Source organism: Qipengyuania polymorpha (genome assembly GCF_019711435.1).
GTDB lineage: Bacteria > Pseudomonadota > Alphaproteobacteria > Sphingomonadales > Sphingomonadaceae > Qipengyuania > Qipengyuania polymorpha.
Genome location: NZ_JAIGNK010000003.1, coordinates 18,080 through 36,879, shown reverse-complemented (window position 1 = coordinate 36,879; position 18,800 = coordinate 18,080). Strand labels below are relative to the sequence as shown.

Annotated in this window: 20 protein-coding genes; 7 read left to right on the top strand and 13 right to left on the bottom strand. The window is 64.2% G+C overall.

The features are described from left to right. The first annotated feature begins 67 nt into the window (after positions 1-67). Both K3152_RS08895 and K3152_RS08890 read left to right on the top strand, forming a co-directional pair. Positions 68-730 (top strand): glutathione S-transferase family protein, encoded by a 663-nt coding sequence (locus K3152_RS08895; protein WP_221573782.1) that lies wholly within the window; start codon positions 68-70, stop codon positions 728-730. Next, positions 697-1,587, top strand: coding sequence for a S1/P1 nuclease (locus K3152_RS08890; protein WP_221573781.1), 891 nt, complete (start codon positions 697-699; stop codon positions 1,585-1,587). The genes K3152_RS08895 and K3152_RS08890 overlap by 34 nt, the downstream gene beginning before the upstream one ends. An 81-nt stretch (positions 1,588-1,668) precedes the next feature. Here the strand turns inward: K3152_RS08890 and K3152_RS08885 are convergent, their stop codons facing one another. Then, complete coding sequence (locus K3152_RS08885; protein WP_221573780.1) at positions 1,669-2,136, bottom strand: cupin domain-containing protein; 468 nt, start codon at positions 2,134-2,136, stop codon at positions 1,669-1,671. A 29-nt stretch (positions 2,137-2,165) separates the two neighbouring features. Here K3152_RS08885 and dapE point away from each other — a divergent pair, with 29 nt between their 5' ends. Both dapE and K3152_RS08875 read left to right on the top strand, forming a co-directional pair. After that, positions 2,166-3,299 carry a succinyl-diaminopimelate desuccinylase gene (gene dapE, locus K3152_RS08880; RefSeq protein WP_221573779.1) on the top strand — a complete coding sequence of 378 codons (1,134 nt, stop codon included), beginning with the start codon at positions 2,166-2,168 and terminating at the stop codon, positions 3,297-3,299. Positions 3,300-3,323: 24 nt separating this feature from the next. Continuing rightward, positions 3,324-4,562, top strand: coding sequence for a dicarboxylate/amino acid:cation symporter (locus K3152_RS08875; protein WP_221573778.1), 1,239 nt, complete (start codon positions 3,324-3,326; stop codon positions 4,560-4,562). Positions 4,563-4,565: 3 nt separating this feature from the next. Here the strand turns inward: K3152_RS08875 and K3152_RS08870 are convergent, their stop codons facing one another. The 4 genes from K3152_RS08870 to dapB all read right to left on the bottom strand — a co-directional run bounded on the left by K3152_RS08870 (position 4,566) and on the right by dapB (position 7,123). Next, positions 4,566-5,327: a DUF2189 domain-containing protein gene (locus K3152_RS08870; protein ID WP_221573777.1), complete on the bottom strand. Its 762-nt coding sequence runs from the start codon at positions 5,325-5,327 to the stop codon at positions 4,566-4,568. A gap of 64 nt (positions 5,328-5,391) precedes the next feature. After that, positions 5,392-6,042 carry an endonuclease III gene (gene nth, locus K3152_RS08865; RefSeq protein WP_221573776.1) on the bottom strand — a complete coding sequence of 217 codons (651 nt, stop codon included), beginning with the start codon at positions 6,040-6,042 and terminating at the stop codon, positions 5,392-5,394. Continuing rightward, positions 6,042-6,398, bottom strand: a complete 357-nt coding sequence (locus K3152_RS08860; protein WP_221573775.1) for a hypothetical protein — start codon at positions 6,396-6,398, stop codon at positions 6,042-6,044. The genes nth and K3152_RS08860 overlap by 1 nt, the downstream gene beginning before the upstream one ends. Continuing rightward, the gene (gene dapB / locus K3152_RS08855; RefSeq protein WP_221573774.1) at positions 6,395-7,123 is read right to left on the bottom strand and encodes a 4-hydroxy-tetrahydrodipicolinate reductase; all 729 of its coding nucleotides are present in this window, start codon (positions 7,121-7,123) and stop codon (positions 6,395-6,397) included. Before dapB ends, K3152_RS08860 begins: the two co-directional genes overlap by 4 nt. A gap of 35 nt (positions 7,124-7,158) precedes the next feature. On the opposite strand from dapB, the gene K3152_RS08850 reads away from it, so the two are divergent. Then, on the top strand, positions 7,159-7,860 hold the full coding sequence (locus K3152_RS08850; protein WP_221573773.1) for an NAD-dependent deacylase: 702 nt from the start codon (positions 7,159-7,161) through the stop codon (positions 7,858-7,860). A 43-nt stretch (positions 7,861-7,903) separates the two neighbouring features. Here K3152_RS08850 and K3152_RS08845 read toward each other — a convergent pair whose 3' ends face one another. The 5 genes from K3152_RS08845 to rpsT all read right to left on the bottom strand — a co-directional run bounded on the left by K3152_RS08845 (position 7,904) and on the right by rpsT (position 12,150). Next, a complete protein-coding gene (locus K3152_RS08845) occupies positions 7,904-8,521 on the bottom strand; it encodes a type I secretion C-terminal target domain-containing protein (protein WP_221573772.1) in 618 nt (205 codons plus the stop codon). A 142-nt stretch (positions 8,522-8,663) separates the two neighbouring features. Beyond that, complete coding sequence (locus K3152_RS08840) at positions 8,664-9,440, bottom strand: HesA/MoeB/ThiF family protein (RefSeq protein WP_425594679.1); 777 nt, start codon at positions 9,438-9,440, stop codon at positions 8,664-8,666. Between the two features lie 2 nt (positions 9,441-9,442). Beyond that, positions 9,443-9,856 (bottom strand): DUF983 domain-containing protein, encoded by a 414-nt coding sequence (locus K3152_RS08835; protein WP_221573770.1) that lies wholly within the window; start codon positions 9,854-9,856, stop codon positions 9,443-9,445. Positions 9,857-9,967: 111 nt separating this feature from the next. Next, positions 9,968-11,425 carry a chromosomal replication initiator protein DnaA gene (gene dnaA, locus K3152_RS08830; RefSeq protein WP_221573769.1) on the bottom strand — a complete coding sequence of 486 codons (1,458 nt, stop codon included), beginning with the start codon at positions 11,423-11,425 and terminating at the stop codon, positions 9,968-9,970. A gap of 464 nt (positions 11,426-11,889) precedes the next feature. Further along, a complete protein-coding gene (rpsT, locus tag K3152_RS08825) occupies positions 11,890-12,150 on the bottom strand; it encodes a 30S ribosomal protein S20 (protein WP_221573768.1) in 261 nt (86 codons plus the stop codon). A 219-nt stretch (positions 12,151-12,369) separates the two neighbouring features. On the opposite strand from rpsT, the gene msrB reads away from it, so the two are divergent. Both msrB and K3152_RS08815 read left to right on the top strand, forming a co-directional pair. After that, positions 12,370-12,750 carry a peptide-methionine (R)-S-oxide reductase MsrB gene (gene msrB / locus K3152_RS08820; RefSeq protein WP_221574360.1) on the top strand — a complete coding sequence of 127 codons (381 nt, stop codon included), beginning with the start codon at positions 12,370-12,372 and terminating at the stop codon, positions 12,748-12,750. A 111-nt stretch (positions 12,751-12,861) separates the two neighbouring features. Beyond that, the gene (locus K3152_RS08815; RefSeq protein WP_221573767.1) at positions 12,862-15,060 is read left to right on the top strand and encodes a transglycosylase domain-containing protein; all 2,199 of its coding nucleotides are present in this window, start codon (positions 12,862-12,864) and stop codon (positions 15,058-15,060) included. A 78-nt stretch (positions 15,061-15,138) separates the two neighbouring features. Here K3152_RS08815 and K3152_RS08810 read toward each other — a convergent pair whose 3' ends face one another. From K3152_RS08810 to hflK, 3 genes are all read right to left on the bottom strand, one after another. After that, complete coding sequence (locus K3152_RS08810; RefSeq protein ID WP_221574359.1) at positions 15,139-16,671, bottom strand: Do family serine endopeptidase; 1,533 nt, start codon at positions 16,669-16,671, stop codon at positions 15,139-15,141. 161 nt (positions 16,672-16,832) lie between these two features. Beyond that, positions 16,833-17,666, bottom strand: coding sequence for a protease modulator HflC (gene hflC, locus K3152_RS08805; protein WP_221573766.1), 834 nt, complete (start codon positions 17,664-17,666; stop codon positions 16,833-16,835). Position 17,667: 1 nt separating this feature from the next. Next, complete coding sequence (hflK, locus tag K3152_RS08800; RefSeq protein ID WP_247713328.1) at positions 17,668-18,777, bottom strand: protease modulator HflK; 1,110 nt, start codon at positions 18,775-18,777, stop codon at positions 17,668-17,670. Between the last annotated feature and the right edge of the window lie 23 nt (positions 18,778-18,800).

Sequence of the window (18,800 nt, the reverse complement as noted above, 5' to 3'; positions counted from 1 at the left end):
GGCATCGTTCAGGCTCGACAGCGCGAAGCTGAACCCCTACCGCTGCGCGCCAACACAGGGGACCGGCATGAAGATCATCATCGGCAACAAGAACTATTCGAGCTGGTCGCTGCGCGGCTGGCTCGCGGCCAAGCAGTCGGGCCTTTCGTTCGAGGAAATCATCGTCCCAATGGGCGGCGAGGCGTGGGACGAGTTGAAGCAGGACGGCACCGGCACGCAGCCCTCTCACGGCAAGGTCCCGATCCTGTGGGACGACGAGATCGTGGTGTGGGACAGCCTCGCCATCCTCGAGCACCTGTCGGACAAGGTCGGCCGCGAACGTTTCTGGCCCAAGGACGAGGCCGCGCGCGCCATGGCCCGGTCGATGGTGGCGGAGATGCACAGTTCCTATTTCGCGCTGCGCAGCGAATGCCCGATGAACGTGCGCAAGCGCTTCGACGGGTTCGAGCCGAGCGAGGCATGCAAGGCGGACATCCTGCGCATCCTCTCGCTGTGGGCGGAAGCACGCAGCCGTTTCGGCAGCGGCGGGCCCTACCTGTTCGGCACGTTCGGAGCGGCAGACGTTTTCTTTGCCCCCGTTGTCAGCCGCTTTATCAGCTACCAGATACCTGTCCCCGGCTTCGCCGCCGCCTATATGCAGGCGGTGTGGGAGCACGAATGGATGCAGGGATGGGTCGAAGCATCGGAAAACGAAGAATGGGTCATCGAACATTACGACACCGTGTCCTGACGGCATTCGCGGCGCTGCTCGCACTGCTTCCGGCTCAGGCGCATGCGTGGGGTTTCTTTGCGCATCGCACGACGGCCGAAATCGCCGACGAGAACATCAGCGACGACACGCGCGCCTCCATGCAGCGCCTGTTTGCCGCAGCACCTTTGCTTGCGACACCCGAATGCAAGCTGGAAACCATCGAGGACGCGAGCGTCTGGCCCGATTGCGTGCGCCGGACCCGCTGGCGCTGGGGCTATACCGCCGCATGGCATTACCGCACCGCGCCGGTTTGCGAGGCGTACAATCCGCGCCGCAATTGCTCCGGCGGCAATTGCGTGACGGCGCAGATCGAGCGCAGCCAGCGCCTGCTCGCGGATGAGAGCCTGCCCGCGCATATCCGCCTCGAAGCGCTCGCCTTCATGGTCCACTTCATCGGCGATGTGCACATGCCGCTCCATTCGGGCGACCACGAGGACCGCGGTGGTAATAGTGTCGAGACGGATTACGGCATCGTGCCGGGTCTCAACCTCCACTGGATCTGGGATGGTCCGCTGGCCGAGCGTGCGATTACCTCTGCCGAGGTGCCGCTGGTGCGCCGCTACAGCGCCGAGGAGCGCGCCGATCTTGGTGGCGGAACGCCTGCCGACTGGGGACGCGAGAGCTGGCAGACGAGCCGCGACTTCGTCTATCCCGAGGCCTTCGACCGCCCTGTTTGCGAGGGCGATGACCTGCCCGACGAGACGGCGCTGACGCAGGAAGATATCGAGCGCGCCATCCCTATCTCCCAGCGCCGCGTGACCCAGGCGGGCATCCGCATGGCAGAATATCTCGATGCGGCCTTCGCGCCCGGGCCATTGCCCGAAGAGGAAATCTAGAAAACCGTTCGCATCGAGCGAAGTCGAGATGCCATGCCCCGCGTGTCTCGACTTCGCTCGACACGAACGGAGAGGTGGTCGCTAGGGAACCCTCTTGGTCGGGTAGGGCGTGCCGTCCTTCCGGAAATAGCCATCGGGAGTGAAGACCATGTCGATGTCGGGATATTCGCCCCGGTCGAGCTCGCGGTCGCCGCCGCTGATGGCGAGGAACACGCAAGGCTTGTCGGAGCGATTATGTAAGCGGTGACCGTTCTTCTCGCCCGCAGGCCAGGCAAGGATGTCGCCGGGTCCGACGGGGAACTCGCCCGCGTCCTCGATGAGGATTGCCTCGCCCTGCAGGATGACCACCAGCTCGTCCTGGCCTTCGTGCCAGTGACGCTGCGAGGAATAGGCGCCGGGTTCGAGGACGACATGGCTCGCGCCCAGCTTGGTCAGCCCGCCCACCGGGGCAAGCCGCCGATAATGGCGCCCCGCCACATCCTCGTCATAGGGTGGCGGATAGCCCGTGGCATTGGTCTGGGGGATGGCATCGAGATCGAGCTTGGGCATTGCGACACTCTCCTGCTAGCGGAGCGAATATGACTGAGGTTTTGGAACTCGCCAAGCGCCTGATGGCCGCCGAAAGCGTCACCCCCGCGACCGGCTCCGTATTCGACCGCATGGAAGCGATGCTCGTGCCCTTGGGCTTCGAGGTGACGCGCTTCACCCGCGGTGATGGCGCACAAGGCACGCCCGAAGCGCCGGTCGAAAACCTCTTCGCCATCCGCAAGGGACCGGAAGGTTCGAAACACTTCGCCTTTGCCGGGCATCTCGACGTGGTGCCGCCCGGTGGTGGCTGGGCTTCCGACGCGTTCGAGCCCGAAGTGCGCGGTGAGCTCCTCTACGGGCGCGGCGCGGTCGACATGAAGGGCTCGATTGCCTGCATGGTCGATGCAGTGGCGAATGTCCCGGCCGAAGCGGGCACGATCAGCTTCATCATCACCGGTGACGAGGAAGGGCCTGCGCTCCACGGCACGCGCGCGCTGATCGATTTCATGCGCGAGGCAGGCCACCAGCCCGACATGTGCCTCGTCGGCGAGCCCACCAGCGTCCATCGCCTCGGCGACATGATGAAAATCGGGCGACGCGGCTCGGTCAACATCTGGCTGGAGGTCGAAGGCACGCAGGGTCACGTCGCCTATCCGCACCTCGCCGACAATCCGATCCCCAAGCTGGTCGCCATGCTGGCCGAACTCGACGCGCTGGTGCTCGACGAAGGCAATGACTGGTTCCAGCCCTCCAACCTCGAGATTACCGACCTCGAGGTCGGCAATATGGCGCATAACGTCATCCCGGAAAAAGCCGAGGCGCGCATCTCCATTCGGTTCAACGACACCCATTCGGGCGCTTCGCTGTCGGAGAAAGTCGGCGCGATCGCAGAAAAGCACGGCGGCGTCGCAAAACCGATCATTTCAGGCGAGCCCTTCCTAACCCCGCCGGGCGAGTTCAGCGACATCATTGCCCGCGCGGTGAAGGCGGAAACGGGTGTCGACCCCGAGCCTTCGACCACCGGCGGCACCTCGGACGCCCGTTTCCTGCGCGCCGTATGCCCGGTCATCGAATTCGGCCTCGTCAACGCCACCATGCACAAGCGCGACGAGGCTGTAGCCATCGAGGACCTTTCCACGCTAAGCCGCATCTACGCGCGCATCGCGAAGGACGCGCTGGCATAAGAAAACACGTCTGAGGGGACAGCAATGCTGAGGGTCTGGTTCGAAATTCCACTGTGGCAGCGCGTGTTGACCGCGCTCATCCTCGGCGTGCTGACCGGCTATGCCTGGGGCCCCGAAGCGGAAAGCATCAAGTGGATCGGCGACTTCTTTATCAAGTCGATCAAGATGCTGGTCGTGCCGCTGATCTTCTTCAGCCTCGTCGCGGGCGTTGCCGCGATCGGCGACTTGCGCAAGCTGGGTGCGGTCGGCGGGAGAGCCATGATCCTCTTCATCGTCACCGGCCAGATCGCCGTGTGGCTAGGCCTTGCACTGGGCACTTTCGTCCAGCCCGGAGCAGGCGTCGATACCAGCGCCATCCAGAAGGGCGCGACGCCCGAACCCAACCCGACCACCGCGGTCGACATGATCCTCTCGATCGTGCCCGAAAGCCCGGTACAGGTGATGGCCGATGTGGCGGTGCTGCCGCTCATCGTCTTCTCGCTGCTGATCGGCATCGGCATATTGATGGCGGGTAAGGACGGCGAGCCGGTCCAGAAGATCTTCGATAGCGGCGCGGTGGTGATGCAGAAGGTCACGATGATCGTGATGGAGCTGACCCCCTTCGGCGTGTTCGCGCTGATGGCATGGGTGGCAGGCACGCTCGGCATGGATGCGCTGGTCAGCCTCGCCAAGCTGGTGGGTCTCAACTACCTCGGCTGCCTGCTGATCATCGCATTGATCTACGGCAGCATGATCAAGTTCCTCGCCAAGCTGCCGGTGCGCGACTTCTTCCGCGGCATCGTGGACGCGATGGCGGTGAGCTATTCGACCGCGTCATCGAACGCCACGCTCCCCGTCACATTGCGCTGTGCGGAGCGGAACCTCGGCGTGTCGAACTCGGTCGCGAGCTTCGTCATCGCTCTTGGCGCGACGATCAACATGAACGGCACGGCGATGTATCTCGGCCTCGCCACGCTGTTCGGCGCGCAGATTTTCGGCGTGGATTTGTCGATGGGCGATTACTTCCTCATCTCGATCCTCGCCACGCTGGGCGCAGTCGGCGCGGCGGGCATCCCGGGCGCAGGCCTCATCATGATGGCGCTGGTCTTCGGCGCGGTCGGCGTGCCGCTGGAAACGATCGCCTTCGTCGCCGGTGTCGACCGCATCATGGACATGATGCGCACCACCACCAACGTCAGCGGCGATGCCGCAGTGGCGACCACGGTGGCGGTCATGACCGGCGAGATCGACACTGCCGAGATGATCTCGGCGGACGACGTCTAGCGGCTAGCCCACCGTGCGGCGGTAGAGATGCCATGTCGCATGGCCGAGCACCGGCAGCACGACCAACAGGCCGAGAAAGTACGGCAGGATCGCGGCGAAGAGCGCGACTGCGATCATGACGGCCCATAGCAGCAGCACGGCGAAATTCGCCGACAGCGCCTTGAAGCTGGTGATGATCGCGGTGATGAAATCGACATCGCGGTCGACGAGCATGGGCAGGCTCATCACGGTCATGGCATAGAATATGAAGGCAATGATCGCGCCGATCGCCCCGCCCACGGCAAGCATGGTCAGGCCCATCTGCGAGGTCAGGAACGCCATCCCCTCGCCGAGGCCTGCGGCGGAGGCGAAGATCGCGAAGATCATGTGCGCGATGATCACCCAGAAACTGAAGCCGACGAAAATAATACCGCCCATCAGCAGCAATTGCTCGTCGCCGCGCCCGCGCAGCGCGCCCAAAACGTGGGTCCAGCCCATCGGCAGGCCCTGCTCGAGCCTGCGGCTCACCTCGTAAAGCCCGACAGCTGCGAAAGGAGCGAACAGCGGGAAGCCGGCGACCGCGGCAATCAGCCAGCGCGTCTCTCCGCGGACCATGAACAGGTAGTAGAGGCCGATGCCCACCGCGACGTAGAAGGATGCGAAGAACAGGCCGTATTGCGGCCGCGCCGCGAAGTCGCGCCAGCCCTGTCGCAGGGCCTTTGCCAGGTCGGTTGCCGAAAGGTCGCCGCGGATTCCGGCGGGACCATTGCCAAGCTGCGTTTCCATTCCAATCCTCCCTCGCCGGTAGATTGCCGCAGCGGCTTTCGCTCTTCAAGTGGGCCGGAGCCGCTTATCGCCCCTTCGGCTTCTCCAGTACCTTCTTCCGGTAGCTGCACAGATCGGCGACCTTGCAGCGCCAGCATTCCGGCGTGCGCGCCTTGCAGACATAGCGGCCGTGCAGGATCAGCCAGTGATGCGCGCCGAGGCGGAAGGGCTGGGGCACGCGCTTTTCGAGTTTGGCCTCGACCTGTTCGGGGGTCTTGCCCTTGGCGAGGCCGGTGCGATTGCCCACCCGCAAAATATGCGTGTCGACCGCGAAGGTCTCCTGCCCGAACCAGCAATTGAGCACGACATTGGCGGTCTTGCGGCCCACGCCGGGCAGCCGGACCAAGTCTTCGCGCGTGTCGGGGACTTCGCCGCCATATTCATCGACCAGCAGCTGGCTGAGCAGGATGACGTTCCTGGCCTTGGAATTGAACAGGCCGATGGTCTTGATGTGCTCTTTCAGCCCCTCCTCGCCCAGTTCCAGCATCTGTTCCGGCGTCTCGACCTCGCGAAAGAGCGCGCGGGTGGCTTTGTTTACGCCGACGTCGGTCGCCTGCGCGGAGAGCGCCACGGCCACCACAAGCTGGTAGCAATTGCCGTATTCCAGCTCGGTCTCGGGCGAGGGATTGTCTTCGGCCAGTCGCCGGAAGAACTCGAAAATCTGGTCTTTTGTCATCAGGGACGATGCCTAATCCCGGCGCGCAATATCGGCAAACCCGCGACCAGCCAGACGGCGGAGAATATCACCAGCGGAATGCCGAATTCACCGCTGTCCTGCCAGCCTGCCAGCAGCGGGAGCCAGCAAGTCGCAATTCCGCCGAGCATCGCCGCGAACACCGTGCGCGCCAGCGGGCGGGGCAGTTTGCGCGTCGCCTTCAGCCAGTAGAGCAGGGGCAGGCCGACCAGCGCCGCAGCTGCCAGCAGGAACGGGGCGAAAAAGGCTTCGTCTCCGTGCCAGTAGGCCATGACGTAGCCGCTCACCAGCAGGATGCCGGCGATAAAAATGCCGCTGGAGGCGGCAAAACCCTTCACAATCCGAGCACCTGCTCCATCGTGTAGCGACCTTCCTCGCGGCCTCGCAGCCATTCGGCAGCGCGGATGGCGCCGCGCGCGAAGATCATCCGGTTTTCGGCGCTGTGCGAGAGAGTGATGCGCTCTTCGTTACCTGCGAGGATGACGCTGTGCTCGCCCGCCACCGTGCCGCCGCGCAGCGCCGCGAAGCCGATGGTGCCTTCCTTGCGCGCGCCTGTGTTCCCGTCGCGCCCGCTTTCCTTGTTGTCCTCCAGCGAGATGCCACGCCCGTCAGCCGCCGCCTCGCCCAGCAGCAAGGCAGTGCCCGAAGGTGCGTCGACCTTGCGGCGGTGATGCATCTCGACGATTTCGATGTCCCAGTCGCTGTCGAGCCGCTTCGCCGCCTCGCGCACGAGATGGGCGAGCAGCGTCACGCCGAGCGAGGTGTTTCCGGTCTGGAGCACGGCGATGTCCTGGGCCGCGCGGTCGATGGCCTTGTGGTGCGCCTCGCCGAGACCGGTCGTGCCGATGACGATGGGAATGCCTGCCTTCACCGCTGCATCGAGATTGGTCTGGAGCGCGGAGGGGGCGGAGAAATCGACCAGCACGTCGGAGACGGCGGCCAGCTTTTGCACATCGTCGCCCTTGTCCGCGCCGCCCGAATAATCGTGGCCGGATTCGTCGATGACATCGCGCAGCGCCTTGCCCATCGCCCCGTCGCTGCCGACCACACCAATATTTGCCATTGTCTTTCCTTCGCTTCGCGTGGTTCATGGCGGCTATGACAGATATCCGCAACATCGTCGTCCTGACGGGCGCAGGGATTTCCGCCGAGAGCGGCATCGACACCTTCCGCGATGCAGGGGGACTGTGGGAGCAGCACCGGGTGGAGGATGTCGCCACGCCCGAAGGCTTCGCGCGCGACCCGGACCTCGTTCAGCGCTTCTACGACGCGCGGCGCGAGGCGGTGCAGAAGGTGAAGCCCAACGCCGCACACGAGGCGCTGGCGAGGCTGGATGCGGAGTGGGAAGGCGACCTCCTCATCGTCACCCAGAATGTGGACGACTTGCATGAACGCGCCGGGGCGAAACGCGTCCTGCACATGCATGGCGAATTGCTGAGCGCGCTGTGCTCGGCCTGCGAGGCGCGGCATTCATGGAGCGACACCTTGTTCGACCAGCCCGCCTGCCCGGGATGCGGCGAGCAGGCGCTCAGGCCCGATGTCGTCTGGTTTGGAGAGATGCCTTACGAGATGGAGCGCATCTACACCGCCCTGCGCCGCGCGGACCTGTTCGTAAGCATCGGCACTTCGGGCGCGGTCTATCCCGCAGCAGGCTTCGTGCGCGACGCGCGCGAGTACGGCGCGCGCACGCTCGAACTCAATCTGGAGCGCGGCGAGGGTTCCTACTGGTTCGATGAAAGCCGACAGGGCCTGGCAAGCCACCTGGTGCCGGATTGGGTGGCAAATTTACTCGCCGGTTAAATTCCCAGATCGGGTGTGTTTTGTTCTTCTCATACGCGTCCTGTCAGAACAGGAAGCCGTCGGTACTCGTTATCTCTCCCGCAAGATTGACGGTCAGGTCTGCGACAAGATCGCCAGCGAGATAGACGTTGAGAACGGTCGTCCCCGATCCATCATAGGTCAAGGTGAACTGATCGCTGGTGCCATCAGCGTTCTCTACGAAGGTAAGCGATTCCGAGATCAGGCGTAGCTCGATCCGGTCACCCTCGCTGGCATTGAAATCGGTGATAGTGTCGACGCCGTCGACCAGGTTGGAGCCTGACAGGTCGATAAACTCGAACATGTCTGCGCCAGCACCGCCAGTGATGGTGTCGGTCCCTGCATCGCCTCGAATGTAATCGTCACCCGCCCCGCCGATGAGGATGTCGTCGCCATTGCCTCCGGTAATCAGGTCGTTGCCAGCGCCGCCCTCGGCATAGTCATCGCCGTCACCTGCATAGATACGGTCGTTGCCATCGCCGCCATCTATGGTGTCGTTACCACCATTGCCCGACATGACATCGTCACGTTCGGTACCGACCCAGATATTATCTACATCGCGCCGATCGTAATAGGATTTGCCTTGAGCGCCCTTGTCAGGACCGCCTCCAGAGCCGCCGCCACCGTTACCACCTTTTGGCATGCCAATGCCTCCTCTTCGCCAATCGTTTTGCGACTCGCTACTCGATCCATGCAATGCCTGGATCCGGATTCATTGAATTCACTGCTCTTTCTGGCAGCGCACACTTCTATAGACCATTTCCCGTCACAAGTCAGCAGTCAGGTCATTGGCCGCCACTGTTCGAACACCCCTTGCATTCCGGGTCCTTGGCAATCGTGAATTGCCGCATGCCGGGTTTCATCCCGTCGAGGAGGTTGACCCGGCTCCATTGCGGGTCGCCATAGGCGCTTGACCCATCGAGCAGCACGCGGATGGCGTGGAGCGAGGCGAAGGTGGCGACCCAGCCGGCCATGGCGCCCAGCATGCCGTCCTCGGCGCAGGTGTCGCAATCGTCCGCATCGAAGGCATCGCCAACGAAGCAGCGGTAGCAGGCCTCGTCCGGCAAGTGCCCCGCGAAGGCCCCGACCTGACCTTGGAAACGGCCCACGGCGGCGGAAAGCAGCGGTACGCTTGCCTTCACACAGGCATCCGAAACCGCGAGGCGGGTGGCGAAATTGTCGGTGCCGTCGAGGACGAGGTCCGCGCCCTCAACCAGCGTGGCGGCGCGGGCCGCATCGATGCGGCGGTCGCTGATTTCGACCTCGAGCAAGGGGTCGAACAGCTTCACCCAGCGCTTGGCAGAAACCGCCTTGCCGTGGCCGATATCGCGCTCGTTATAGAGCGTCTGGCGCTGGAGGTTGCTGGCATCGACCTTGTCGTCGTCGACCAGCGTCAGCTTTCCGATACCTGCCGCGGCGAGGTACTGGAGGGCAGGGCTGCCGATACCGCCGAGACCGACCAGCACGAGGTGCTTTCCCGCCAGCGCGGCCTGACCCGCGCCGCCCACTTCGGGCAGCACGATATGGCGCGCGAACCGCTCGAGCCTGTCTTCGCCAAGCATCGTCATTGGGGCGTTTCTTCCGGCCGGCGCTCCTTGCGGAAGCCGTGCATGCCGTTCCACCACTGCAGGCCGATGACCGCGCCTTTGGATGGCTGGAGCAGGCCGATCAGCATCACGATGGCGACCGGGATGATGATGGCGAGCAGCATCCACGCCGACAGCGCAAAGCCGGTGATGAGCGCGATGATGACCGGCGCCAGCAAATGCCCGGTCACGAAGATGCCGATATAGGCGGGCAAGTCGTCGGCGCGCTGGCCCGAGATGTCGAGCCCGCAATGCGCGCAATTATCGACCGGTTTCAGCCACTTGCGGAACAATTTGCCCTCGCCGCAGCGCGGGCAGCGGCACAGCGTGCCGCGCCACAGGGTCTGCCAGATACCGGCGGGAAGCTCGTAAGGCTTGGTGGACAGGCTCATGGACAGCCTGTTGGCAGCATGTTGGCAAACTGTCGACAGGCCTCTGCGATGGACCTGTCGAACAGCGCTCCCCCTCAGCGTGAGTGCGAACCGAAGGGCTGGGGTGTTCTCTTAGCTTTCGAGCTGGCGTAGCAGGCTGCGCACATCGCCGTCCATGTCGGCATCGCGCTGGCGCAGGTCCTCGATGAGGCGCACGGCGTGGATGACGGTCGAATGGTCGCGGCCGCCGAACTTACGGCCGATTTCGGGATAGCTGCGCGGGGTCAGCACCTTGGAAAGGTACATCGCCACCTGGCGCGGACGCACGACGGCGCGGGCGCGGCGCTTGCTGCTCATTTCCGAGCGGTCGATGCGGTAGAACTGGCACACGGTGCGCTGGATCTCGTCGATCGTGATCCGGCGGCGGTTGGCCGAAAGGATATCGGTCAGCTGCTCTTCGGCGAGCTGGAGCGAGACTTCCTGTCCCGTCAGCTGCGCGTAAGCGATGAGCTTGTTGAGACCGCCGACCAGTTCACGCACGTTGCGCGTGATGGTGCGGGCGAGGAAGTCGAGCACGTCCTCGGGTACGGCCAGCGGCGCGAATTTCGACAGCTTGGAATGCAGGATCTTCTTGCGCAGTTCGATATCGGCCGGCTGGATGTCGGCGACGAGACCCATCGAAAGGCGCGAGAGAAGGCGCGGTTCGACACCGTCCAATGCCTGCGGGGCGCGGTCGGCGGCAAACACCAGTCGCTTGCCTTCGGCGAGCAGCGCATCGATCGTGTAGAGCAGTTCTTCCTGCGCCGATGCCTTGCCGATGATGAACTGGATATCGTCGACCAGCAGCAGGTCGAAGCTGCGCAGGCGGGCCTTGAATTCGATCATCCGGTTGGCCTTCAGCGCCTGGACGAATTCGACCATGAAACGCTCGGCGCTGCAGTAGAAGATGCGGCTGCGGCTGTGCGTCTGCAGGAAGGTGTGGCCGATGGCGTGCAGCAGGTGCGTCTTGCCCTGGCCGGTGGCGGCCTTGAGGTAGAGCGGGCTGAACTGCGGCTTCTCGGTCGCGGCCATGCGCTGCGCGGCGTTGAAGGCGAGGATGTTGGCTTCGCCCGTCACGAAAGCGGCGAAGGTCAGGCTGGCGTCGAGACCCACCGACGAGGTGAAACCGGCATCGCCGAGCGTGTCGGCACCGATCGCCATCATCGAGGTGTCGGCATCGTTGGCAGCGCGGCGGCCGTCATTGTGGAGGCGAAGGTCGGCGACCTGGCGGCGGCCCGGGTGGACCGAGATGGCCACCTTGCGCACTTCGCTGCGAGCGATCTTCCATGCCAGGCTCAGGCGGTCCGCAAAGCGGTCCTTGACCCAGTTGGCGCTGAATTCGGTCGGCAGGAAGAGGTCGAGCGTGCCGGTTTCGGCATCGATCTTGCCCAGCTGGATCGGCTTGATCCACTGGCTGTGGAGCTGGTGACCCAGGTCCTTGCGCAGACCCTGGCTGATATCAGCCCAGTCTGCGGCCAGGTTCACCGCATCAAGATCTTCCATTTCGTCAGTTGCCTTCCGCTTGCCCGAAGGGCCGCCCAATTTGGTCATTGTTCTATAATCCCCCCGACGGCCCACAAGGCCGCCACCACTCTAGTCGCTTCGAAGGAGGGTAGGCACGGCTCCGCCCTGCCCCGGAATCAGTCGATTCACGGGTGGTCCCTCCCCTTGGCCATCGATGTGAAAACCCGGGCTGTCCCCCCCGGGCATGACCATTGTGTAAGTCGCTCTCGGGATGAGTCGCAAGGGGGATAACTGTAAAAAACCTGAAATATACTTGTTGACTCGCCCCTATGCCGCAGCCTTCCGTTCATGTGTTTGGAATCACGGGAAATTCACTTGAGGGAGGGTGCGAATCGCGAGTTTCCCTACACTTGCAGCCGATGGCAACGGGCGTTGCATTGCGATGCGCAACCCAAACGGTTCCAAAACAGCACAGCCAAAGCAAAAGGGGCCGCCGCTAAATGCGACGACCCCTTTCAGAATCGCATGTCCGGCGCGCGGCCGGAGCCGAATCAGAGCGCGGCGACGCGCTTGCTCAGACGGCTGAGCTTACGCGATGCGGTGTTCTTGTGCATCACGCCGCGAGCGACACCGCGAGCCAGTTCGGGCTGGGCGTCCTTGAGCGCGGTCTGTGCGGCGTCCTTGTCGCCGGCTTCGCAGGCGGTTTCCACCTTCTTCACGAAACCGCGGATGCGGCTCATGCGCGCACCGTTGATTTCGGCGCGGCGGGTGTTGCGACGGATGCGCTTCTTGGCTTGCGGCGTATTGGCCATATCTGTCCTCAATGCGGGCCGCGGCAAAGAGCGGCGAAAATTCTGGTTGGGCGTGTCGAAAAAGGCGGGTGTACCGCCGGAAAGCGGCGCACTTAGCCATGAACCCCCGAATCGTCAAGCAAATCGTCGAGCGAAAGCGGAACCGGCTGCAGCGCGCCTGTGTTGCCCCTATATGGGATTTCGCCCACGAAAGGACAAGCCGTGACGGAAAAGCTCGAAATGACCGAAGAAGAATGGCGCGCAAGGCTCTCGCCAGAGCAATACCACGTGCTGCGCGAGAAGGGTACCGAGCGGGCCTTCACCGGCAAGTACGACAAGAACAAGGCGGATGGTGAATATCACTGCGCTGCCTGCGGCCAGCTCCTGTTCGAAAGCTCCGACAAGTATGAAAGCGGCTGCGGCTGGCCCAGCTTCACGGCCCCTGCCGATGGCGAGGTGGTCGAAGAACACCGCGACACCAGCCACGGGATGATTCGCACCGAGGTCGTCTGTTCGAAATGCGAGGGGCACCTTGGCCATGTCTTTCCCGACGGGCCGGGCGAGACGGGGCTGCGCTATTGTATCAATTCCGCCGCGCTCGATTTCGAGCCGGAGGATTGAGCCGGCAATTTTCCCGGCGACGCATGAACGTTCACCCGAGGTTCCATCTCGCCATGACAGATTGTGGCAGATATAGGGCACCGCAATTCGTCACGAGGGAAATGCCAGCGAATGGATAAGAGAGGCAGCCGCCGCAAAAGCTCGAAGCGCGCCGCACGCGCAGCGCGGGCCGAGGCGGAGGGCAAACGCGATTACAGCCGCGTCAAAACCTGGTTCAAGCGGATCGCCCTGTGGGGAGGCGGGGTGGCGGTCCTCGGGCTCGTATTCCTTGCCATTGCGGTCGCTTTCGCCGCGCGCTCGCTGCCGAGCTATTACCAGCTCAAGGCAACCCAGAACGCACAGACCATCGTCGTGCGCGCGCGCGACGGTTCGGAACTGGTCGAGCTCGGGCCCAGCTACGGCAAGTGGATCACCTCGGATGAAATTCCGCAGGTGATGAAGGACGCAATGATCGCGACCGAGGACAAGCGCTTCCATTCGCATTTCGGCGTCGACCCGGTTCGCCTGACCGGCGCGGTTATCGAGGGGATAACCGGCGAGCGTTCGCGCGTGGGTGGTACTTCGACCATCAGCCAGCAGCTGGCGCGCAACGTCTTCCTCAATTCCAACCGCACGCTTGACCGCAAGCTGCGCGAGGCGGTGCTGGCGATGGCGCTCGAATGGAAGTTCTCGAAGGACCAGATCCTCGAGCTCTATCTCAACAAGGTCTATTTCGGCGGCGGTGCCTATGGCATCGATTCGGCGAGCCGGAAGTTCTTCAGCCATCCCGCAACCGAACTCTCGGTCGCCGAGGCCGCGATCATCGCCGGTCTGGTGAAGGCACCCAGCCGCTATTCGCCCACCGCCGATGTCGATGCCGCCGTGGGCCGTGCCGGCGTGGTGCTGAGCCTGATGCGCGAGCAGGGCAAGATTTCCGCAAGCGAAGCGCGGGTCGATGTCTCTGCGGTCAAGCTGAAGCAGGAAACCGGCACCAATTCGGTGCGCTATTTCACCGACTGGGCGCTGCCGCAGCTCGACCTGCTGCTGCCCGAGACTTTCGAACCGATCGAGGTCTGGACCACGCTCGACCCCGGCATGCAGAAGGCCGCAACCGCTGCCGTTGCCGGCAATGCACCCGAAGGCGCACAGGGCGCGCTGGTCAGCCTCGACCGCGACGGAGCGATCCTCGCGCTGGTCGGCGGGACCGATTACGTCGAGACCAATTACAACCGCGCCACCAATGCGCTGCGCCAGCCGGGCTCGAGCTGGAAGCTGTTCGTCTACCTCGCCGCGCTGGAAGCAGGCTACACGCCCAACGACCGCGTGGTCGATACGCCGGTTTCGATCGGCGGCTGGAGCCCCAAGAACTCCAACGGCCGCAATATCGGCGAGACGAACCTGCGCACCGCCTTCGCCTATTCGATCAACACGGTCGCGGCGCAACTGGGCAACGAGGTCGGCTTCAGCGCCGTGGCCTCGATGGCGCGCCGCTTCGGCATCACCACGCCGATCAACACCTATCCGGCGATGGTGCTGGGTTCGAACGAGGTGCGCCTGCTCGACATGACCCGTGCCTTTGCCGCGGTCTCGGCTGGTGGGGCTTCGGTGGAGCCTTACGGCATCGTCAAGGTAACGACCGGCGATGGTGAACTGCTCTACCAGCACGAGCGTGCGCGCAGCACGCAGCTGGTGCCCGACCATGTCGCGCGCGGCATTACCGACCTGCTCCAGACTGCCGTGCAGACGGGCACGGGCCGCGCTGCGCAGATCGGTCGCCCGGTAGCGGGCAAGACCGGGACCACCAGCTCGAACAAGGACGGCTATTTCGTCGGCTTCTCCAGCGGTGTGACCACCGGCGTGTGGATGGGCCGCGACGACAACAAGCGGGTCGGCGGCCTGCAGGGCGGACGCGCTCCGGCGCAGGCCTTTGCCGCCTTCATGCGCTATGCCGTGAAGGACCGTCCGGTCGAGGAATTCGATACCGAACTGCAGCTGCCCGAATGGCAGATGGACGAGGAAGACGACTTCTTCTTCGGCGATCCCGACGACTATTACTATATCGACGAGCAGGGCAATCTCATCGAGCCCGGCCGCAATGACGAGCCGGGTGGAGCGCTGCCACCGCAGGGCGGCGAGGACGGCTTTGGCAGCGAAGACGGCATGCGTCCGCGCCAGCAGGGCCAGCCTGCGCGCGTACCGGGACAACGTCAGCCCCCGACCGGTCGCGGGGCCGATGGCGCACCGCAAGCCATCGACGATGACTTCCTCGACGGTGTCATAGGACGCGACCGTCCACGGCCTTCGCCGACGGCCACGCGATCGCCGGACTAGGTCAGACGCCCGGCCAAACAAAAAGCCCACCCGGCGCGAACCGGGAGGGCTTTTTCGTATCTGCCGGAGCGGTAGTGCTTAGCGCATGCGCACCGCAATATAGCTCGGGCTGCCGCCACGACGCTGGACCCGCAGCAGGACCGCGTCGCGGTCGTCTGCCTGCGCGCCGCGAATGGTCTTCTCGAGGTCTGCCACCTCGACCACCGGGCGATAGTTGGCGGTCAGGATGATGTCGCCGCGGCGCAGGCCCTTGCGTGCTGCGTCGGAGTTCTGGTCGACCGATGCGACCACCAGGCCGCGCGTATCGGCATCGGCACCCAGCTGGCGCGCGATGGTCGCGGTCAGCGGCAGCACCTGAAGTCCAAGGCTTTCCTCGATGACGGCATTGTCGCTCGGCGCCATGTCGTCTTCGGGTTCGGCATCGGGGTCGAACATCTGGTTCTGCCGGATTTCATCCTCGCTCGGACGCTTGCCGACAGTCACATTGATGCGGCGGCGATCGCCATCGCGGATGATCTCGACCGGGATCGTCGTGCCCGGAGCGACATTCGCGACGAGGTAGGACAACGTCTGGTCGGGCGTGACTTCGCGGCCATTGACCGAAAGCACGATATCGCCCGGCTGGATACCGGCGCGTGCAGCAGCTTCACCCGGCTGCACCATCTGGACGATCTCGCCGCGGTTGCGGCGCAGGCCGAGCGAGGAGGCGACATCGTCGCTCACCGGCTGGATCTGGATGCCGAGATAGCCGCGCTCGATTTCGACCCCGCGGACCAGCATGTCGACGATGGGAGCCGCCGTCTCTGCGGGAATGGCAAAGCCGATACCCACGCTGCCTCCGGTGGGCGAGATAATGGCGTTGTTCACGCCGATCACATTGCCCTGCATGTCGAACAGCGGACCGCCCGAATTGCCGCGGTTGATGGCGGCATCGGTCTGGAGATAACGGTCGTAGGCCCCGCCGCCGGCGCTGCGCAGCACGCTCGAGACGATACCGCTCGTCACCGTGCCGCCAAGGCCGAAGGGGTTGCCGATGGCAATCACCCAGTCACCCACGCGGGCCTGGGCGGAATCGCCGAACTTCACGAAGGGGAAGGGCTCGCGGCGGCTGACCTTGAGCACGGCGAGGTCCGACTGCGGGTCGGTGCCGACAAGCTCTGCCTCGTATTCGTTGCCATCGGGCAGGGTGACGGTGATTTCCGTGACCGAGCCGCGCCCGTTGGGGCTGACGACGTGGTTGTTGGTGACGACATAGCCATCTGCCGAAATCAGGAAGCCCGAACCCAGCGACTGGCCTTCGCGGAACTGGGGCTCGGCATCCTGTTGCTGTCCGCGGCGCTGGTTGAAGAGGCCTTCAAAAGGCGTACCGGCGAAGGGATTGCCACCGCTGGACTGTACTTCGATGCGCTGACGGGTGGAGATATTGACCACCGCCGGCTGCAATTGCTCGGTCAGGTCTGCGAAGCTCTCCGGCGCACCGGCGCGCGGGACGACCCGGGCCATTTGCGAATCGTCGTTCTGGGCGACCTGCGCTCCGGCCGGGAACCCGGCGAGGGAAAGGGCGGCACCACCCGCAAGCAGGGTGGCGGTTACGGAATAGGCATATCGCACTGGTTTCACGTCCTCTTCAACAATCCTCTTGTGTCGTCCGCTTGTCGGCACACGAAATAGCTATGCGCCCGCGCGCCTGCGGTTCCGCGTGTCAGACTGCGGCCACGCGCTTAATGCGCCTTGAACGGGCAGGGTGAACTGCCCGGCCAATCGACGAATGGTCAACGACGCCCGCGGAACTGCTGCAGGTATTCATTGTCCGGCGACAGGATGATGCTGCTTTCCGCATCGCCATTCTCACCCGAGAAGGTCGCGTCGTAGCTCTGCATCGCGCGGTAGAAGTCGTAGAAACTCGCGTCCTTGCCGAAGCTTTCGGCATAGATACGCGCGGCTTCTGCATCGGCTTCTGCCCGGATGATGCGTGCGTCACGGCCGCCCTGTGCGCGGATGGTCCGCGCCTCGCGCTGACGGTCCGATTCCATGCGCGTGAAGGCCGATTGCAGCGGTGCTTCGGGCAAATCGGTGCGCGTAATCTGAACATCGACCACCTCGGCTCCGTATTGCGCAGCCTGGCGATCGAGATTGGCGCGTACGTTCTGCAGGGCAGAGCCGCGTTCGGCAGTCAGCATCGCCTGGAAGGTGCGGCGGCCCAGTTCCTGACGCAAAACCGAGTTCAGGATGGGCTCGAGCGCGGCGCGAACGCCATCGGTGGAACCGGCACGCTCGACCATGCGAACGGGGTCGGTGATGCGGAAGCGGGCATAGGCGTCCACCAGCAGGCGCTGCTGGTCGTTCGAAAGCACTTCCTGGTTCGACATTTCGAGGTCGAGCAGGCGGCGCTCGATCCGCACGACGCGGTCGAAGAAGGGGCGGCGCAGGTAGAAGCCGGGACCTTTCTCGCCGTCGGGCGTATTGACCGTGCCGACCGGTTCACCGGTACGCACGATGACGACCTGTTCCTCTTCCGGCACGACATAGGCGCTCAGCATCAGGCCGACGATGAGCAGGCCCACGGCGATGAAGGTCAGGCGGTGGTCTTCCCAGATACGCTGCATCTTACTGTCCTCCCGGCGCGGTGGCTGTGGCGACGGGCGCTGGTTGCTGCGCGCGTTTGCGAATTTCCGGAAGCGGCAAATAAGTCGTCACGCCATCGGTTTCCACGATGGTCTTGTCGGTCTTCGAAAGCACGCGCTCCATGGTCTCGTAATAGAGTCGCTGGCGGGTGACCTCTGGTGCGAGGCGATACTGCTCGTAGACCTTGTCGAAGGCCTCGGCCTCACCCTGCGCCTGTGCGAGCACCTGCTGGGCATAGCCCTGCGCCTGGTTGCGCGCAGCGTCAGCGTTTTGCTCGGCGACCTGCACGTCGCGGAAGGCGTCGACCACCTGGCTGGGCGGGTCGGCCTTTTCGATTTCGACACCCAGCACGCGGATGCCGGCCTGGTAGCGGTCGAGCGTATCCTGCATGCGGGTCTTCACGTCCTGCTCGATGGCAGCACGGCCCTGGCCCGAGAAGGTCTCGTCGAGTTCCTTTTCCGCAACCGCGGCACGCATGGCAGCCTCGGCGACTTCATTGACCGTCTCTTCGGGGTCGACGACGCGGAACTTGAAGGATTCGAGATCCTTGATGTTCCAGCGCACGATGTAGCTCAAATCGACGAGGTTCTGGTCCCCGGTCAGGATGAGCTTGGCCTGGCTGTCATTGCCGGGAATCTGGATGGGGCGAACCCCTTCGACATTCTCCACATCGACGGTTTCGAGCGGGAAGGGCATCGAAAGCTGGAGGCCGCTGTCCATGGTGCGGTTGTAATCGCCGAGCCGCTTCACCACCGCCTGTTCCTGCGGGCCGATGAGGTGGACGCTGGTCGCAAGCAGGCCGAGGCCGATGATACCGACCACCAGTACCGGGAACCAGCTCTTGCCGCCGGGCCGCTGGGGCATGCGGAAGCCGCCGCCCGGGCCGCCACCGCCGCCGCGGCGACGCTGTTCGGGGCCGCGATGCTTGAAGATGTCCTCGATATTGGGACCGCGCTTGCCGTCCCCGCCACCGGAAGGCGGCAGCCACGGGTTGCGCGGGCCGTCGGACTTGCCGCCGCTACCGCTGGTGTTGTCGTCTCCGGAGCCGGAGGAGCCATCGCTGCCTCCGCCCCATGGATTTTTTCCTGCCATTGCCAGGCGAACCCCGTCCAAAA

Coding starts and splice junctions, on each gene's coding strand:
- K3152_RS08895 (WP_221573782.1), top strand. CDS start 68: ATGAAGATCATCATCGGCAACAAGAACTATTCGAGCTGGTCGCTGCGC.
- K3152_RS08890 (WP_221573781.1), top strand. CDS start 697: ATGGGTCATCGAACATTACGACACCGTGTCCTGACGGCATTCGCGGCG.
- K3152_RS08885 (WP_221573780.1), bottom strand. CDS start 2,136: ATGCCCAAGCTCGATCTCGATGCCATCCCCCAGACCAATGCCACGGGC.
- dapE (WP_221573779.1), top strand. CDS start 2,166: ATGACTGAGGTTTTGGAACTCGCCAAGCGCCTGATGGCCGCCGAAAGC.
- K3152_RS08875 (WP_221573778.1), top strand. CDS start 3,324: ATGCTGAGGGTCTGGTTCGAAATTCCACTGTGGCAGCGCGTGTTGACC.
- K3152_RS08870 (WP_221573777.1), bottom strand. CDS start 5,327: ATGGAAACGCAGCTTGGCAATGGTCCCGCCGGAATCCGCGGCGACCTT.
- nth (WP_221573776.1), bottom strand. CDS start 6,042: ATGACAAAAGACCAGATTTTCGAGTTCTTCCGGCGACTGGCCGAAGAC.
- dapB (WP_221573774.1), bottom strand. CDS start 7,123: ATGGCAAATATTGGTGTGGTCGGCAGCGACGGGGCGATGGGCAAGGCG.
- K3152_RS08850 (WP_221573773.1), top strand. CDS start 7,159: ATGACAGATATCCGCAACATCGTCGTCCTGACGGGCGCAGGGATTTCC.
- K3152_RS08845 (WP_221573772.1), bottom strand. CDS start 8,521: ATGCCAAAAGGTGGTAACGGTGGCGGCGGCTCTGGAGGCGGTCCTGAC.
- K3152_RS08840 (WP_425594679.1), bottom strand. CDS start 9,440: ATGCTTGGCGAAGACAGGCTCGAGCGGTTCGCGCGCCATATCGTGCTG.
- K3152_RS08835 (WP_221573770.1), bottom strand. CDS start 9,856: ATGAGCCTGTCCACCAAGCCTTACGAGCTTCCCGCCGGTATCTGGCAG.
- dnaA (WP_221573769.1), bottom strand. CDS start 11,425: ATGACCAAATTGGGCGGCCCTTCGGGCAAGCGGAAGGCAACTGACGAA.
- rpsT (WP_221573768.1), bottom strand. CDS start 12,150: ATGGCCAATACGCCGCAAGCCAAGAAGCGCATCCGTCGCAACACCCGC.
- msrB (WP_221574360.1), top strand. CDS start 12,370: ATGACCGAAGAAGAATGGCGCGCAAGGCTCTCGCCAGAGCAATACCAC.
- K3152_RS08815 (WP_221573767.1), top strand. CDS start 12,862: ATGGATAAGAGAGGCAGCCGCCGCAAAAGCTCGAAGCGCGCCGCACGC.
- hflC (WP_221573766.1), bottom strand. CDS start 17,666: ATGCAGCGTATCTGGGAAGACCACCGCCTGACCTTCATCGCCGTGGGC.
- hflK (WP_247713328.1), bottom strand. CDS start 18,777: ATGGCAGGAAAAAATCCATGGGGCGGAGGCAGCGATGGCTCCTCCGGC.